Here is a 15,302-nt window from a genome sequence, read left to right as displayed (position 1 = left end):
AAGCCTGCAGGCGGTAATGAACGCTTTTTTCATACGCCATAAACCGATTTTTCAGGCTTTGCTCAGCACCATCGCCGCACTTAAAACCGGAGCGGCAAACAATGAATAAACTCCCGCAAATCACCTTGGCCTTCTGGGTCATGAAGATCTGCGCAACGACCCTGGGCGAGACGGCGGGCGATTTGCTGTCGATGACCCTGAATATCGGCTACGCGCTGAGCTCGCTGATGTTGATCAGCGTGTTTCTGCTGACCCTGCTCGGCCAGCTCTACTCACGGCGCTACCACCCGCTGCTCTATTGGCTGGTGATTCTTTCCACCAGTACGGCCGGCACCACCATGTCCGACTTCATGGACCGCACGCTTGGCTTGGGCTACGCCGCAGGCTCGTCGATTCTGATCGGCATCTTGCTGCTGACCTTCCTGGTGTGGCGCCTGAGTGGTAACCCCTTGGACGTCACCCGTATCAAGAACCGCGCGGGCGAGTTGTTTTATTGGGTGGCGATTCTGTTCTCGAACACCTTGGGCACCGCCTTGGGCGATTACCTGGCGGATGATTCGGGGCTTGGCTTTGCCGGTGGTGCCTTGCTGGTGGGCAGTGCCATCGCGCTGGTGGTTGTGGCGCGTTACTGGACACGCATCCCGGGCGTGGTGCTGTTCTGGGTCGCGTTCGTCCTGACCCGCCCGTTCGGCGCCACCCTGGGCGACGTCCTGACCAAGCCACACGAGAAGGGTGGGCTGGACTTCGGTACGGTCGGCTCATCGGCAGTGCTGGCCGGTGTGCTGCTGGTACTGGTGCTGATGGCGACCTATTACCAGCGGCGGGAGCCGCGTCAGGTGCTGGAGATGTCCTGAGTATTGATGCGATAACGGGTACTGCGGCCCCCGCCCGGCAGACGGGCCAGGCACGCCTTGTCGAGCAGGTCGGTGAGGTGGCGGGTTGCAGTGGCCTTGGAGACTTTCGCAACGGCCTGGTATTGCGCAGCATTGATACCTTCTTCGAAGCCGCGTGGGCCCCCGTCGAGCAGCCGGTTGAGCACCTTGACCTGTTCGGGTAAAAGGCCGTCCGCCCGATGCACATGCCAGAACCTGGCTTTAGTGAGTATCCGGTCGATGTTCAGCAACGCCTGCTCAAGGCTGCGCAGCAGGGTTTCAAGGAACCAGGTCAGCCACCGGGTAATGTCGAGGCCGTCCATCTGGCTGCTCTCCAGTATCTGGTAGTAGCCAGCCCGGTCTTCCAGGATGCTGGCAGACAGGGCGTAGAAGCGGATGGCCTGCTGCTCGGCCTGGGCCAGCGCCAAGTCGGTGATGGCGCGGGTCAGGCGGCCATTGCCATCGTCGAACGGGTGCAAGGTGACGAACCAGAAATGGGCGACACCTGCGCGTAGCAGGGGGTCCAGGTGAGTGGCATGGCGGCTGCTGGCAAACCAATCGAGAAAAGCTGCAACCTGCTCTTCAAGGCCATCACGGGGCGGTGCCTGAAAGTGCACCGTGGGCTTGTCGAGGCGACCGGAGATCACCTGCAGGGTTGTCTCGTCACGCAGTTGGCCCACCAGAACTGCTTTGCTCAGGCCATCTTCCGCCGCTGGGAACAACCAGTGATGCCAGGTGAACAGGCGCTGCAAGGTCAGCGGTTGGTCGTACCCGCGTGTCGCATCCAGCATCAATTCAGCCAGCCCTTCGCTCCGCGCAGTAGTCGCGCCTTGCTCATGGATGCCCAGCCGTCGAGCGAGGGACGAGCGCACCGAACCCACGTTCAGCTGTTCACCCTCGATCGCCGACGACGTGACAATGTTCTGCAGCAGTGTGTCGAGGATGTTCTCGCACTCGCTGATCGCATCGATGGAGCCGATCTTGCCCAGCAGGCGTCCTTGCATCTCGACGCAACTGCGTAGCAATGGGGCAAGGGCGTCGCTTTGCCACTGGAAATGGGGCCAGTCGGATTGCTGCCATATCCATAGTGGGCTGTTCATGATCGCTCCAACTTATCGGTGAGCCGAATAATACTGCTATTCGGCTCATTATGTGAGCCGAATAGGGCCGTTAATCGGCTCACGCCATAAAAAGGTTCTTCACGTAATGTTGGGGAAGTGTGGCTGCGATTTGCTTGCTGAGAGATAGGGTGAAAGCTGCCAAGTGCTTGTCTTGGGTTTTGAGGTGGTGCGCAAATCGAGCGCCGCCCGCGCGGCGCTTCGCAGCACAAGGCTGCTCCTACATCTGTTTCGGGCCAGTTACGCCTGTACCTGCGCGCGCGACCGCCTTGTTTGTTCCGCACGATATCGAGGTGGCCGCCAAAGGGCCGCGCGCCTTTGTCTCAGGGCTCATTGGCCCGAACCGATGTAGGAGCAGCCTTGTGCTGCGAAGCGCCGCGCGGGCGGCGCTCGATCTCAAAGGCGCATAAGATCCAGCGACAAGCACCCCCAAAAAAAAGGGCGCCCCGTGCAACGGAGCGCCCCTTTTTCATATCTGCCGGATCAGTATCAGTCGGTGGTGATGCGCGAATGATGCTTGGTGTCTTTCATGGTCGCGTACACCAGCAGCGAGCAGGCGATGCAGCCGGTGACGTACCAGTAGAAGCCGGTTTCCATGCCATTGCTCTTGAACCACAGGGCGACGTATTCGGCGGTGCCGCCAAAGATCGACACGGTCAGGGCGTATGGCAGGCCAACGCCCAGGGCGCGGATTTCAGTCGGGAACAGTTCGGCTTTGACCACCGCGTTGATCGAGGTGTAGCCACTGACGATGATCAGCGCCGCCATGATCAGGAAGAACGCGCCCCACCAGGTTTGCACGGTGTGCAAGGTGCTGAGGATCGGCACAGTGAACAGCGTGCCGAGTACACCGAAGGCGATCAGAATCGGGCGCCGGCCGATCTTGTCGGACAGGCCGCCGATCACCGGCTGCAGGCACATGAACAGGAACAGCGTGGCGGCCGAGATGGTGGTCGAGTCGCTGATGCTCATGCCTACGGTGTTGACCAGGTACTTTTGCATGTAGGTGGTGTAGGTGTAGAAGGCCAGGGTGCCGCCCATGGTCAAGCCGACCACGGTCATCAGCTCTTTGGGATGACGCATCAGGGTGCGCATCAGGCTTTCTTTGGACTTTTCCTTCTTGGTGAAGGAGGCGGTCTCTTCCATGCCGCGACGCAGGTACAGCGCAACCACCGCGCACAGCGCGCCGATCACGAAGGGAACACGCCAGCCCCAGGCATAAAGCTGCTCGGTGGTGAGCGTCTGTTGCAGGATGATCAGCACCGCCAGGGCAATGAGCTGGCCAGAAATCAGGGTCACGTACTGGAAGCTAGAGAAGAACCCACGGCGCTCCTTGCTGGCCATCTCGCTGAGGTAGGTGGCCGAGGTGCCGTATTCACCGCCCACCGACAGGCCCTGCAGCAAGCGTGCGAAGACCAGCAAGATCGGCGCGGCGACGCCGATGGTTTCATAGCCGGGCGTCAGGGCGATGAGCAGCGAGCCCCCGCACATCAGCAGGACCGAGGCCATCAGCGCGGCCTTGCGGCCTTTGCGGTCGGCATACAGGCCCATCAGCCAGCCACCGATCGGGCGCATGAGGAAGCCCACGGCGAAGATCGCGGCGGTGTTGAGCAGTTGTGCGGTGGTGTCGCCAGCGGGGAAGAAGGCTTTGGCGAAGTACAGCGAGAATGCGGCGTAGACGTACCAGTCGTACCATTCGACCATGTTGCCGATGGACCCGCTGAAGATCGACTTCAAACGGCTGGCGGTGGTTTTTTCTGCGGCCGGCGCGATGGCCGCCCCGGTTGGCAGGGAGGTGGCGTTATCCATCAGGGATACCTTCTCGTTGTTTTTGTGGAGCGCGCCGGAGCGCTGCTTACCACGGTGATTGCAGAAGGTGTGCCAAATGGGTGCGAGGTGATTCATTTGAGGGCGCTGCACCCCGCTCGCAGGCAAGCCCGCCTGCACCAAGCCCACTGCGCATGCGGGCTTGGTAGGCGCGGGCTTGCCCGCGAAAGGCTGCAAGGCAGCCCCTTGCAGGTAAAGCGTTGGCATCACGGATGAGCGGATTTCCGCTCATCCAGCGCGGATGGTAAGCAGAAATTCGCCTATTACAGGAAGTCTTCGCGCACCAACCCGTGCCGCTGCATTTTCTCGTTCAGCGTACGCCGCGGCAGTTGCAAAGCCTCCATCACCCCCTTTATCTCCCCTTTGCTCTGACGCAACGCCGCTCGCAAGCACTGCGCTTCAAACGCCTCCATCTGCTCGCCCAGCGACTGCCCGGCCGGTGCCACTTCTATGTTCGGCGAACCCAGCCCCAGCGCATGCCGCTCCGCCGCGTTGGCCAACTCGCGCACGTTGCCCGGCCAGTCGTGGGAAAGCAGCTGCGCCAACTGGCTACCGCTGAGCGGCGGCGCTGTTCTGCCCAGTTTTTCAGCGCCAGCACGGGCAAAGTGTTCGAACAGCAAGGGGATGTCCTCACGTCGCTCTCGCAAGGGGGCCAAGCGCAGCTCGGCGACGTTCAAGCGATAGGCGAGGTCTTCGCGAAAGCGCCCGGCGCGGGCTTCTTCCAGCAGGTCCGGTTTGGTCGCGGCGATGATGCGCAAGTCGACGCTGATGCTCTGGTTGGCGCCCAGGCGTTCGAGCTTCTGTTCCTGGATCACCCGCAGCAGTTTTGCCTGCTGGGCGAGGGGCATGCTCTCGATCTCGTCAAGAAACACCGTGCCCCCGTTGGCATACTCAAGCTTGCCGATCCGCTTGCCCTGGGCGCCGGTGAAGGCGCCGCTCTCATGGCCAAACAGCTCGGCTTCGAACAGTGATTCAGGGATTGCCGCGCAGTTGAGGGCCACGAAGGGTTTGCCCGCACGCGGGCCGAAGTCGTGCAGGCAGCGGGCCACGCGCTCCTTGCCACTGCCGGTTTCGCCGCGGATCAGCACATTGACCGGCAGGCCGGCCAGCTCCAGCACCTGCCGGCGCAGCTGTTGCAGGCCCTGGGACATGCCCAGCAGGGTGTTTTCGAGGCGTGACTTGAGGTCGGCCTGCTCGTGCAGCCGGCGGTTCTCCAGCACCAGTTGGCGCTTTTCCAGGGCGCGACGCAGGCTGCCCAGCAGGTGCTGCGGGGTGAAGGGTTTTTCGAGGAAGTCGTAGGCCCCCTTGCGCATGGCATCCACCGCCATCGGCACATCGCCATGGCCAGTCAGCAGGATTACCGGCAGGTCGGGGTCCTCTGCCTGCAAGCGCTCGAGCAGTTGCAGGCCATCCATGCCCGGCATGCGTACATCGCTGATGATCACGCCGGCAAAATGCTGTGGCAATTGCGCCAGGCAATCCTCCGCGCGGGCGAACAGTTGCACGCTGAAGCCGGACAGGCTCAGCCATTGCTCGACCGCCGTGCGGATACTGGCTTCATCATCGACGACGATCACTGAATTCAACATACAGGCTCCAGGTCGCGGGGCAGGGTGAGGCTCAGGCGGGCGCCGCCCGGCAGGTTCTCGGCCTGCAGTTGGCCGCCGGCTTCGTGGACGATGCCATAGGAAATGGCCAGGCCAAGGCCCAGCCCTTCGCCCACGGGTTTGGTGGTGAAGAAGGGGTCGAAGACCTTGGCCAGGTGTTCTTCGGCAATACCGCCCCCCGAATCGAGCACGCTCAGGCGCCACTGGTCGTGATCCAGCTCGATGCGGATCTCCAGGCGTTTGTAGCGTTTGTCGGCCATGGCGTCGAGGGCATTGCGCAACAGGTTGATCAGCACTTGCTCCAGGCGGATGGCGTCCCCGCGCACCCAGGCTGGGCGTGCCAGGTACAGCGCGACCTCGACGCCCTCGCTGCGAATACGGGTATCCAGCAGGTGCAGGGCCTGGTCGACCACGCCGGCCAGGTCCAGGCGCTCGCGCAGCCCGACCGGGCTGTTGCGGGCAAAGGTCTTCAGGTGGCTGGTGAGCGCGGCCATGCGCGTGAGCATCTGTTCCAGGGGTTCAAGGGCCTTGCGCGCTTCGTCGTAGCGGCCATGGTCGAGCAGCAGGCGCAGGGTTTCCAACTGCATGCGCTGGGTGGTCAGCGGCTGGTTGATCTCGTGGGCCATGGCTGCCGACATCTGCCCGAGGGCGGCCAGCTTGGCCGATTGCACCAGGCCTTCTTGCGCGGTGCGCAGTTCACGGGTGCGCTCTTCGACCTGGCGCTTGAGTGCTTCGCGGCTGCGCTGGCGCAAGCGTGCCAGGCGCAGGCGCTGGCTGACGAACAGCGCCGCGAAGACCAGGCTCAGCCACACGGCCGCAGCGCCAAGGGCGGCGTTGCGACCGTCGGCGGCGACCTGCGGTTTGCGCAACAGGTGCAAGGTCCAGTCTTCACCTTGCAGCGGCAGGCGTTCCCACAGGTATTCGGCGACGCCCTCCGGCCCTTGCACGCGGGCCAGGTGGCTATTGTCGGCAAAACGGGTCAGAACCTGATGCTGCAGGGGCACCAGGGGTTGTTTGTCGTACTGGCGGGTTTCAGCCAGTTCTGCACGGTCAGCGCCACTCAGCGGCTGCAGCTCGCGGTAGCGCCAGCCGTCCTGGTTGGCGATGAAGGTAATGCCACGGGCATCGCTGACCAGCAGGATATCGTTGCCCTGGCGCCATTCACGTTCCAGCTCGGGGAATTCGAGCTTGACCACCATGGCACCGAGGAAGCGGCCATGCTCATCATTCACCGCGCTGGCCAGGAAGTAGCCTGGCACGCCACTGGTCACACCCACCGCGTAGAAGCGGCCGCTGCCTTGGCTGCGGGTCTGTTTGAAATAGGGGCGAAAGCCGTAGTTGGAGCCCACGTAGCTGCTCGGCAGCCGCCAGTTACTGGCCGCGATGGCCAGCCCGGTGCGGTCGAGCAGTTCGAGGGTAGACGAGTTGGCGGCACCGTTGATGCGTTCGAGCTTGCGGTTCAGGGCGTCTTGTACCGGCTCGCTGACCGGGCCGCGCAGGGCTGCGATCAGTTCCGGGTCGAGTGCCAGCACGGCGGGCAGGGCGCGGTAGCGTTCGATCAGGGTATGCAGGGCGTTGGCGTACAGGCCCAGTTGCTGGCTGGCGCGTTGGGCGTCGTCTGCCATGGCCTGGCGCTTGGCCTGGTGCATGGCCCAGCCGGCGCTGAGCGCGGTGCCGAGCAGGATGAACAGGACGATCAGCCCCAGACGCAGGGCGCGAAAGGAAAACGGCATGGGGCGGATCCGAAAGATAAGGGGGATCAGGGCCGGCCCATTCGCGGGTAAACCCGCTCCCACAGCGATCGCATGTAGCCTGGGGAGCGGGTTTATCCAGCAAAAGGCGGGTACTGCTTACAACAACTCGAAACTTTTCTGCTGCACCGCCTCGGAATCCAGCCCTACCTGGACATTGAACTCCCCAGGCTCTGCAACCCGCTGCAGTTGGCCATTGTAGAACTTCAGGTCTTCCTCGTTGATGCTGAAGGTCAAGGTTCGCGACTCGCCAGCCTTGAGCATCAGTTTCTGGAAGTTCTTCAGCTCTTTGACCGGGCGGCTCATGGAGGCCGAGACATCCTGCAGATACAGCTGCACCACGGTCTCGCCATCACGCTTGCCGGTGTTCTTCACCGTGACCTTGGCCTCCAACGTAGCGCCACGCTTGAGGTCCTTGCTCGACAGGGCCAGACCTGACAATTCGAAGCTGCTATAGCTCAAGCCATAACCAAACGGATACAGCGGCCCGTTGGGCTCTTCGAAGTACTGCGAGGTGTAGTTGCCTGGCTTGCCGGGTGTGAACGGCCGGCCAATGCGCGTGTGGTTGTAGTACATCGGAATCTGCCCGACTGAACGCGGGAAGGTGATGGCCAGCTTGCCGGACGGGTTGTAGTCGCCGAACAGCACGTCAGCGATGGCATTGCCGCCTTCGGTGCCGCTGAACCAGGTTTCCAGCAGGGCGTCGGCCTGCTCGCGTTCCCACGCGATCGACAGCGGGCGGCCATTCATCAGCACCAGTACCAGCGGCTTGCCGGTGGCTTTCAGGGCCTTGATCAGTTCGCGCTGGCTGGCCGGAATTTCCAGGGTGGTACGGCTCGACGACTCGTGAGACATGCCACGCGACTCGCCGACCACCGCGACCACCACGTCGGACTGCTGCGCGGCCTTGACCGCTTCATCGATCAATACCGCGGCAGGGCGCAGGTCGTTGACGATTTCCGGGGCGTCGAAGTTGAGGAAGTTCAGGTAGTCGAACATCGCCTTGTCGCCGGTGACGTTGGAACCCTTGGCGTAGACCAGCTTGGCCTTGCCTTCCACGGCGCGGCGCAGGCCTTCGCGAACGGTCACCGAATGCACCGGTTTGCCGTCGGCCGCCCAGCTGCCCATCATGTCGATCGGCGCATCGGCCAATGGGCCGACCAGGGCAATGGTGCCGGCCTTCTTCAGTGGCAGGGTCTGGTTGCGGTTTTCCAGCAGGACCAGGCTGCGGCGGGCCACGTCACGCGCGGCGTCGCGGTGCAGGCGGTCGTTACCGTAATAGTCCTTGAGGTCGGTTTCGGCTTTGCCGATCCGCACGTACGGGTCTTTGAACAGACCCATGTCGTACTTGGCGCCAAGCACTTCGCGCACCGCCTGGTCCAGTTCGCCCTGGGTCACTTCACCGTCCTTGAGCAGCCCTGGCAGCTCTTCGCCGTACAGCGTGTCGTTCATGCTCATGTCGATACCGGCCTTGATCGCCAGTTTGGCCGCTTCACGGCCATCACGGGCAACCCCGTGGCGGATCAGTTCCTGGATGGCGCCGTGGTCACTGATGGTCACACCTTTGAAGCCCCACTCCTTGCGCAGCAGGTCGTTCATCAACCAGGTGTTGGAGGTGGCCGGCACGCCGTTGATCGAGTTCAACGCCACCATGACCCCGCCAGCACCGGCATCGAGCGCGGCGCGGTAGGGCGGCAGGTAGTCGTTGTACATTTTCGTCAGGCTCATATCGACCGTGTTGTAGTCGCGGCCGCCTTCCACCGCGCCATACAGGGCAAAGTGCTTGACGATGGCCATGATGCTGTCGGGGTTGGCCGGGCTGCTGCCCTGGAACGAGCGGACCATCACCTGGCCGATTCGCGAGGTCAGGTAGGTGTCTTCACCAAAGCCTTCACTGGTGCGGCCCCAGCGCGGGTCGCGGGCGATGTCGACCATCGGCGCGAAGGTCATGTCCAGGGCGTCGGCAGCGGCCTCGATGGCGGCAGTGCGGCCGACCTTGGCAATCGCGTCCATGTCCCAGGTCGCGGCCATGCCCAGGCCGATCGGGAAAATGGTGCGCTCGCCGTGAATGGTGTCGTAGGCGAAGAACATCGGAATCTTCAGGCGGCTGCGCATGGCGGCGTCCTGCATCGGCCGGTTCTCGGGCGCGGTGCGCGAGTTGAAGGTGCCACCGATGCGGCCTGCGGCGATTTCTTCGCGGATTTGCTCGTGGGTCATCTCCGGGCCGATGCTGATCAGGCGCAGCTGGCCGATTTTTTCGGCCTCGGTCATCTGGCTGATCAGGTGATCGATGAACGCCTGCTTGTCCTGCAGGGGCGGAGCGGTAGGGGCGGCGAGGGCCGCCTGACTGACAAGGCCCATGGCCAGGCCCAGCAAAGACAGTTTCATCATCAATTCCGTTGTGGGGCCTCTGCCGTATCCACCGTGATACGCGCGCGGCCGAAGTTTTCAGGCGGCTATTGTTGTACAGTTCGGGGGCGATTCTTCCAGCGGCGGATTATGCCTGAATATGTCGGCGGCCGATGGCACCCTGAATGCCTGGACAACAACAATAAGAACGATCGAGAGACCGCTGGCATGACCCCCCTCAATGAATACGATCAACGTCAGATCGCCGAAGCCATTGCCCGTGCCGAACGGCGTACCGATGCCGAACTGGTAACGGTGCTGGCCCGCCGTGCCGACGATTACGCCTACCTGCCACTGTTCTGGGCCGCGGTGCTGGCGCTGGCCGTGCCGGGCTTGCTGCAGATGCTGCTGGGCTGGCCCGGTATCCGTGGCTTGCTGGTGGCCAACGTCGTGCTGTTCATCGGCTTGTGCCTGCTGCTGCGCCACCCGCGCCTGGCCGGCTGGCTGATCCCGCGTGCCTGGCGCCGCTGGCGGGCGTCGAGCCTGGCCCGCCAGCAGTTTCGCGAGCAGAACCTGCAGCGCACCCGCGGTGCCACGGGGGTGCTGATTTTCGTCAGCGAAGCGGAGCGGCATGTGGAAATCCTGGTCGACCAAGGGGTGGAGCAATACCTCGATGCCAGCGCCCGCGCGGCCATCGTAGGGCGCTTTGCCGAACAGGTGCGTCAGGGCCGGACCTTGCAAGGCTTTGTCGATTGCATCGACGCCTGCGGTGAGTTGCTCAGTGAGCACGTGCCGCGCACCCATGCCCGCAACGAACTGCCCAACCGTTTGGTGATTCTGGACTGACAAAAGCGGGCGTATGGATTGGGGGGCCAGCCTCACACCTGTAGAATGCGTGGCATTGCGCAACGCGCTCCCCGCAACTCGAGGCACCGTTTTTCATGTCCGCCAGTCCTTCCGCTTCCACCGCGCCAGAGGCGCGCGCCCAGTTCCTAGAGCTGCTGAGCGCTGCCCTGCACGGCAATACCTTGGTCAAACTGGTGCTGGCGCGCCATGTGGGTGCCGATCAGACCCTGCAGCGGATCATCGCCAAGCCACTGCAGGTCAAGGGCCAGCCCTGCCTGTCACTGGTGTATCGCCACCAGACCCGTGACATCACCCGCAACCTGCCACTGGAGCAGGCCGAAGCGCTGGTTGCCGAGCTGCTGCCTGACAGCTTTCGCAATGCGCACCTGTTCGATGCGGACGGCGAAGTGCAACTGACCTTCAGCAAGAAAGGCAAGCCCATGCTCCAGCGCCACGGCGCCCAGGCGCCGCGTGATGCGGCTGCGAGCAGTGGCCATGACCGGGAGAAAAAGCGTTACCTGCAGCTGTCGCGGCCCTTTTTGCGTGACCTGGGCGTGACCGATGCGCAAGGTGCGCTGATCCCGTCGATGTCGCGCAAGTGGAAGCAGATCAACAAGTTCATCGAGGTGTTCGAGCACGCCCTGGCCAGCGCGCCGCTGCCTTCCGAACAGGCCCTGCGCGTAGCCGACTTTGGCTCGGGCAAGGGTTACCTGACCTTCGCCATGCACGACTACCTGCGCAACACGCTGGGCCGCGACGCCCAGGTGACCGGCGTGGAGCTGCGCCAGGAAATGGTCGACCTGTGCAACGCCGCGGCCTCGCGCCTGGACCACCCGGGCCTAGAATTCCAGTGCGGCGATGTACGCAGCGTGGTGCCCGAAGCCATCGAGGTGATGATCGCCCTGCACGCGTGCGACATCGCCACCGACTACGCCATCCACACCGGCATCCGCTGCAACGCCGCGATCATCATGTGCTCGCCGTGCTGCCACAAACAGATCCGCCCGCAACTGCACAGCCCAGGCTTGCTACAGCCGATGCTGCAGTATGGGTTGCACCTGGGGCAGCAGGCCGAGATGCTCACCGACAGCCTGCGAGCGCTGTACCTGGAAGCCTGTGGTTATGAAACCAAGGTGTTCGAGTTCATTTCGTTGGAACACACCAACAAGAACAAGATGATTCTCGCGGTGAAGCGCAAACAGCCGGTGGATAACGCGGCGCTGCTGGAGAAGATTGCGCAACTCAAGGGGTTTTATGGGGTGCAGGAGCATTGCCTGGAGACGTTGTTGCGGGGGGACGGGTTGATCTGAATGCTCGCTGAGCGCTGATCCTGAATGTGGGTAGGAAATTTCTCCAGAGCACCTCGAGACGGTGTTTGACGTGAAGAAGTCTGTAGTGTGGCGTGCACCTGCAAGGTATTGCTGGTTGTCGTTTGACAACCTTGTCATTGCGAGCCCACACTGGAGACAAGCTGATGTCACGCCCCAGTCATGCCAAGAAGGAGGTCGAACAGGCCTTGAGGCACGCGGAGTTACAGGGATGGAGAGTCGAGGTGGGCGGTGGGCATTGCTGGGGGAAGCTGTATTGCCCCCTCAACGACGCAGATTGCCGTTGTGGGGAATTTTGCATTACCAGCGTCTGGAGTACCCCAAAGAGCCCAGGCAACTTTGCACGCCAGCTACGGCGTGTGGTGGATAACTGTTCTGGCGGCAGGATGACGAAAGGCGCAGCACATGCTGCCGAGGAGCAGTAGCGATGGAATATGAGTTCACCCTGAAGTATCAACTGAACGAAAACGAAGATACCGATGCGCTGCTGGAGCGTCTGGCCAAGGCCGGTTGTGACGACGCCTTGGTTGGGGTAGGGCAGCCCGGTCGTTTGGCGCTGGCGTTTGTGCGCGAGGCTTCAACGGCCAGAGAAGCCCTACATAGCGCCCTTGACGGTGTTCGTGAAGCAGTGCCTGCCGCGCGCCTGATCGAGGCAACCCCAGACCTCGTCGGGCTTACCGATGTAGCCGAAATGGTGGGCGTATCGCGCCAGAACATGCGTAAATTGATGCTCGCGCACAGCCATAGTTTTCCGGCACCTATTCACGAGGGCAGTACTTCGCTTTGGCACCTGGCTGAGGTTCTGGTCTGGTTACAGGCACGCGGAAGCTATGCTATCGGCCAGCAAACACTTGATCTGGCTCGCGTAGCGATGACGGTCAATGTATCGAGTGCCTATGAGCGGGTTTTTGGCCATTCAACGAACCCGGCCTGTTGAACCTAAGCCTGAGCTCACCTCAACGCCGAGCAGCCGGCACCTCGATCGCCAAGTCAGCCAACCCCAACGGGTGCGTACTCGCATCGAAAAAGTGCAGTGCAGTCGCCGGTAAATCCCCGAACCGGTCGATGAAGTGCTGCTTCTGATTGATCACCGACGCCTCCCCCAACGGCCGAATGGCAATCGACAAATGGCGAGGTTGTGCCTGTCGAACCGCCTCGACCAGGTGCTGGTCACTGCTGTCCAGATGCTGCCCGAACAGGCATAGCCCCTGGCTCTCCTGCGCCAATTGCGCCAAGCACCAGCTGAGGTAGTCCGAGTGACGAATGGCGCGCAGCTTTTCGTCGCTGCGGTCTTCATTGATGAACAAGGGCACTTCCCCCGGAATGTTCACGGCAAAGCCATCGAGCAACTCGGCGCTCTCTGCGCTGCGTTGGCGGGTGGTGCCATCCGGCAGTTTCAGCAGGTGCAGGCCGCCATGCAGGTGCAGCACGCGGGTGCCTTCACTGCGGGTGCGGCGTACGTCGAAAAAGCCTTGCTCATCGAACAGCTCGGCAAAACCTTGGGGGGCGTGCTGCACGGCCCAAGGCACGATCAGGTCGTAGTTGCTGGTGTAGATGTTGCGATAGCCGCGCAAGGCCTGGTTCAGCATGGCCAGCGTGGCGGCTGGCATCAGCGGCCATGGCAGATGCACCGTGCGCACGGCATGAATCAGCGCTTCCTTGATCGAGTAGTAGCGGTTCAGCGGTGCCGTGGAGTTGATGGCCAGGGCCGCGTTGACCCGCACCGTGCTGTTGAGGGCGCTGAGCACGGGCTCGAACAATTCGGTGGCGAGTGACTTGAACAAGGCTTGGTCGCTGATCGCCAGGCCTTTTTTGCGGCCCGCGCGCTGCGCTTCCTCGAACAGCGAGAAATAGCCAAACGGCTTCCACAGTGCACGGCTGGCGCCGTTGCCCAGCAGCAGGGCGTCGCAAGGGTGGCGTTGGTCGAGTTCTGGCCAGGGGGTGAGGTAAGCGTCAAGTGCGGGCATGCGGGGTCCGTTGGGCGGAGCGGAAAACGGGGCGACTGTAGCATGTCATTCAAGCGCTAGGTGATTGAGGCTGGCGAGGACAAGAAGTCGTGTGTGAGAATGATACGGATTCCTATTAGCGACGCTCACCTTCAATGACATCCTTTTCCACACCCTGGAGCGGCCCTGCGCCGGCCTTGCAGGCGGTCGTCGATGATCTGCTGGCCAACTACAGTGACCTGCGTCGCTACCTCAGCGGGCGCCTGCGCAACCCCGACGACGCCGCAGACATCGCTCAGTCCAGCTTTGCCCAGGCCTATGCCCACGCGCTGAATGCGCCGGTGCTCAATGCGCGCGCGTTGTTGTTCCAGGCGGCGCGTAACTTGTGCATCGATCAGTACCGGCGGCGCAGCACCGAGTTGGCGGCGCTGGAGGATTGGCTGGTGCGCGTCGACGGCTTGAGCCCCAGCGTCGAGGACATCCTGATCGCGCGCGAGCAGTTGCAGCAACTGATTGCACTGATCGAGCGCATGCCGCGCCTGCGCCGCGAAGTGTTCGTGCGGGTGCGGCTGTATGGCCAGAGCCATCGCGAGGTGTGTGAGGCGCTGGCGCTGTCGGCCAAGTCGGTGGAACTGCACATCGCCCGCGCGGTGTTCGACCTCTCCGAACTGCGCCTGGCCAGCCGCCATGGCTGACCCGGTTGCCGCACGCAAGGTGCAACAGGCCTTGGTCTACCTCGCGGCGATGCATGGCGACGACCCCACGCGTGTGCGCGAAGCCAGCGGCCAGGCGCTGCGCTGGCGGGGTAAGAGCGACGAACATGAGCGCGCCTGGCATGAGGCCGAGCAGCGCTGGCAACTGGTGCATCGCCTGGCGCCGCAATTGCGCGGCGCCCTGCAGCCGCAGCCGCATGATCCGGGCCGTCGGCGCCTGTTGCGCCAGGGCGGCGCGTTGGCGGTACTGCTGGCGGCAGGTGGCTGGCTGGGCTGGATGTGGCAGCGCACCGCTGCATTCCAGCAAGACCTGCAGACCGCGCACGGCGAACAGCCCCGCAGCCTGGCCTTGCCCGATGGCAGCCAACTGCTGGTGGCGGCCGAGAGCAACCTGCGTATCCGCTTCGACCATGGCCAGCGCCAGGTGATGCTGTTGCACGGCAATGTCTTCTTCGACGTCGCCCATGAGCGCTGGCGGCCTTTCCATATCAGCACCCGTGTGGGCAGTGTCCAGGTGCTGGGCACGGCCTTCACGGTCAGCGACCGGGGTGACCGGGTGTTCGTGGCGGTGGCCCGCGGCCGTGTACAGGTGCGTGACCTGCACGGTGGCGAACGTACCCTTGGCGCTGGCGAACGTGTCTGCATCGATGCTCAGGGGCACCTGAGCAACCTGCATGCGCAGGGGCGACTCGGCCCGGACGTCGACCATTGGCAACGCGGTTGGTGGTCTTACACCGACCAGTCGCTGCGCGAAGTGATCGGCGAGCTCAATGCCTATCTGCCGCAGCCCGTGCTGCTGGCGCCGGAAGTCGCCGAACTGAAGCTGACCGGCAGCTTCCCTATCGATCAGCCGCAGAAACTGCTGGAAGCGTTGCCACGCATTCTGCCGGTGCGCCTGAGCGAACGGCAGGGCAGGGTGGAACTGTTGGCGCGCTGAAAAAAGTT

Annotated in this window: 13 protein-coding genes; 7 read left to right on the top strand and 6 right to left on the bottom strand. The window is 63.0% G+C overall.

The window, feature by feature from the left end:
• Positions 1-101 precede the first annotated feature (101 nt).
• Positions 102-854: a hypothetical protein gene (locus OO306_RS09020; protein WP_265968416.1), complete on the top strand. Its 753-nt coding sequence runs from the start codon at positions 102-104 to the stop codon at positions 852-854.
• Here the strand turns inward: OO306_RS09020 and OO306_RS09015 are convergent.
• The 5 genes from OO306_RS09015 to bglX all read right to left on the bottom strand — a co-directional run bounded on the left by OO306_RS09015 (position 833) and on the right by bglX (position 9,566).
• Positions 833-1,972, bottom strand: coding sequence for a Fic family protein (locus tag OO306_RS09015; protein ID WP_265968415.1), 1,140 nt, complete (start codon positions 1,970-1,972; stop codon positions 833-835). The two genes, OO306_RS09020 and OO306_RS09015, sit on opposite strands and share 22 nt — an antisense overlap.
• Before the next feature lie 507 nt (positions 1,973-2,479).
• On the bottom strand, positions 2,480-3,799 hold the full coding sequence (locus tag OO306_RS09010; RefSeq protein ID WP_027594113.1) for an MFS transporter: 1,320 nt from the start codon (positions 3,797-3,799) through the stop codon (positions 2,480-2,482).
• A 281-nt stretch (positions 3,800-4,080) separates the two neighbouring features.
• Complete coding sequence (locus OO306_RS09005; protein ID WP_085273592.1) at positions 4,081-5,406, bottom strand: sigma-54 dependent transcriptional regulator; 1,326 nt, start codon at positions 5,404-5,406, stop codon at positions 4,081-4,083.
• A complete protein-coding gene (locus tag OO306_RS09000) occupies positions 5,400-7,157 on the bottom strand; it encodes an ATP-binding protein (RefSeq protein WP_085273591.1) in 1,758 nt (585 codons plus the stop codon). The genes OO306_RS09005 and OO306_RS09000 overlap by 7 nt, the downstream gene beginning before the upstream one ends.
• A 117-nt stretch (positions 7,158-7,274) precedes the next feature.
• Positions 7,275-9,566, bottom strand: coding sequence for a beta-glucosidase BglX (gene bglX, locus OO306_RS08995; protein WP_099430310.1), 2,292 nt, complete (start codon positions 9,564-9,566; stop codon positions 7,275-7,277).
• A 186-nt stretch (positions 9,567-9,752) separates the two neighbouring features.
• Here bglX and OO306_RS08990 point away from each other — a divergent pair, with 186 nt between their 5' ends.
• The 4 genes from OO306_RS08990 to OO306_RS08975 all read left to right on the top strand — a co-directional run bounded on the left by OO306_RS08990 (position 9,753) and on the right by OO306_RS08975 (position 12,635).
• Entirely contained in the window at positions 9,753-10,370 is a 618-nt protein-coding gene (locus tag OO306_RS08990) for a TPM domain-containing protein (protein ID WP_085273589.1), read from the top strand.
• A gap of 95 nt (positions 10,371-10,465) precedes the next feature.
• Positions 10,466-11,680, top strand: coding sequence for an SAM-dependent methyltransferase (locus OO306_RS08985; protein ID WP_265968413.1), 1,215 nt, complete (start codon positions 10,466-10,468; stop codon positions 11,678-11,680).
• A gap of 164 nt (positions 11,681-11,844) precedes the next feature.
• Complete coding sequence (locus tag OO306_RS08980) at positions 11,845-12,123, top strand: hypothetical protein (RefSeq protein WP_265968412.1); 279 nt, start codon at positions 11,845-11,847, stop codon at positions 12,121-12,123.
• Positions 12,124-12,125: 2 nt separating this feature from the next.
• A complete protein-coding gene (locus tag OO306_RS08975; protein WP_265968410.1) occupies positions 12,126-12,635 on the top strand; it encodes an AlpA family transcriptional regulator in 510 nt (169 codons plus the stop codon).
• 19 nt (positions 12,636-12,654) lie between these two features.
• On the opposite strand, the gene OO306_RS08970 is transcribed toward OO306_RS08975, so the two are convergent.
• Complete coding sequence (locus tag OO306_RS08970) at positions 12,655-13,665, bottom strand: DUF4917 family protein (RefSeq protein ID WP_085273586.1); 1,011 nt, start codon at positions 13,663-13,665, stop codon at positions 12,655-12,657.
• Between the two features lie 134 nt (positions 13,666-13,799).
• Between OO306_RS08970 and OO306_RS08965 the strand changes: the two genes are divergently transcribed.
• Together OO306_RS08965 and OO306_RS08960 are read left to right on the top strand one after the other, a co-directional pair.
• Positions 13,800-14,339 carry an RNA polymerase sigma factor gene (locus tag OO306_RS08965; RefSeq protein WP_099455186.1) on the top strand — a complete coding sequence of 180 codons (540 nt, stop codon included), beginning with the start codon at positions 13,800-13,802 and terminating at the stop codon, positions 14,337-14,339.
• Entirely contained in the window at positions 14,332-15,294 is a 963-nt protein-coding gene (locus tag OO306_RS08960; protein ID WP_265968409.1) for a FecR family protein, read from the top strand. Before OO306_RS08965 ends, OO306_RS08960 begins: the two co-directional genes overlap by 8 nt.
• Positions 15,295-15,302 lie beyond the last annotated feature (8 nt).

Origin of the sequence: Pseudomonas sp. DCB_AW, assembly GCF_026240895.1 — a bacterium.
Taxonomy (GTDB): domain Bacteria; phylum Pseudomonadota; class Gammaproteobacteria; order Pseudomonadales; family Pseudomonadaceae; genus Aquipseudomonas; species Aquipseudomonas kermanshahensis.
Note: the sequence above shows the minus strand (reverse complement) of the source record. Positions and strands in the feature narration are given on the sequence as shown.

What these genes read in the sequence shown, in the direction of transcription:
- OO306_RS08970 (WP_085273586.1), bottom strand. Translation starts at nt 13,665, where the DNA reads ATGCCCGCACTTGACGCTTACCTCACCCCCTGGCCAGAACTCGACCAA.
- OO306_RS09020 (WP_265968416.1), top strand. Translation starts at nt 102, where the DNA reads ATGAATAAACTCCCGCAAATCACCTTGGCCTTCTGGGTCATGAAGATC.
- OO306_RS08980 (WP_265968412.1), top strand. Translation starts at nt 11,845, where the DNA reads ATGTCACGCCCCAGTCATGCCAAGAAGGAGGTCGAACAGGCCTTGAGG.
- OO306_RS08985 (WP_265968413.1), top strand. Translation starts at nt 10,466, where the DNA reads ATGTCCGCCAGTCCTTCCGCTTCCACCGCGCCAGAGGCGCGCGCCCAG.
- OO306_RS09005 (WP_085273592.1), bottom strand. Translation starts at nt 5,406, where the DNA reads ATGTTGAATTCAGTGATCGTCGTCGATGATGAAGCCAGTATCCGCACG.
- OO306_RS08960 (WP_265968409.1), top strand. Translation starts at nt 14,332, where the DNA reads ATGGCTGACCCGGTTGCCGCACGCAAGGTGCAACAGGCCTTGGTCTAC.
- OO306_RS09015 (WP_265968415.1), bottom strand. Translation starts at nt 1,972, where the DNA reads ATGAACAGCCCACTATGGATATGGCAGCAATCCGACTGGCCCCATTTC.
- bglX (WP_099430310.1), bottom strand. Translation starts at nt 9,566, where the DNA reads ATGATGAAACTGTCTTTGCTGGGCCTGGCCATGGGCCTTGTCAGTCAG.
- OO306_RS08990 (WP_085273589.1), top strand. Translation starts at nt 9,753, where the DNA reads ATGACCCCCCTCAATGAATACGATCAACGTCAGATCGCCGAAGCCATT.
- OO306_RS08975 (WP_265968410.1), top strand. Translation starts at nt 12,126, where the DNA reads ATGGAATATGAGTTCACCCTGAAGTATCAACTGAACGAAAACGAAGAT.
- OO306_RS09000 (WP_085273591.1), bottom strand. Translation starts at nt 7,157, where the DNA reads ATGCCGTTTTCCTTTCGCGCCCTGCGTCTGGGGCTGATCGTCCTGTTC.
- OO306_RS09010 (WP_027594113.1), bottom strand. Translation starts at nt 3,799, where the DNA reads ATGGATAACGCCACCTCCCTGCCAACCGGGGCGGCCATCGCGCCGGCC.
- OO306_RS08965 (WP_099455186.1), top strand. Translation starts at nt 13,800, where the DNA reads ATGACATCCTTTTCCACACCCTGGAGCGGCCCTGCGCCGGCCTTGCAG.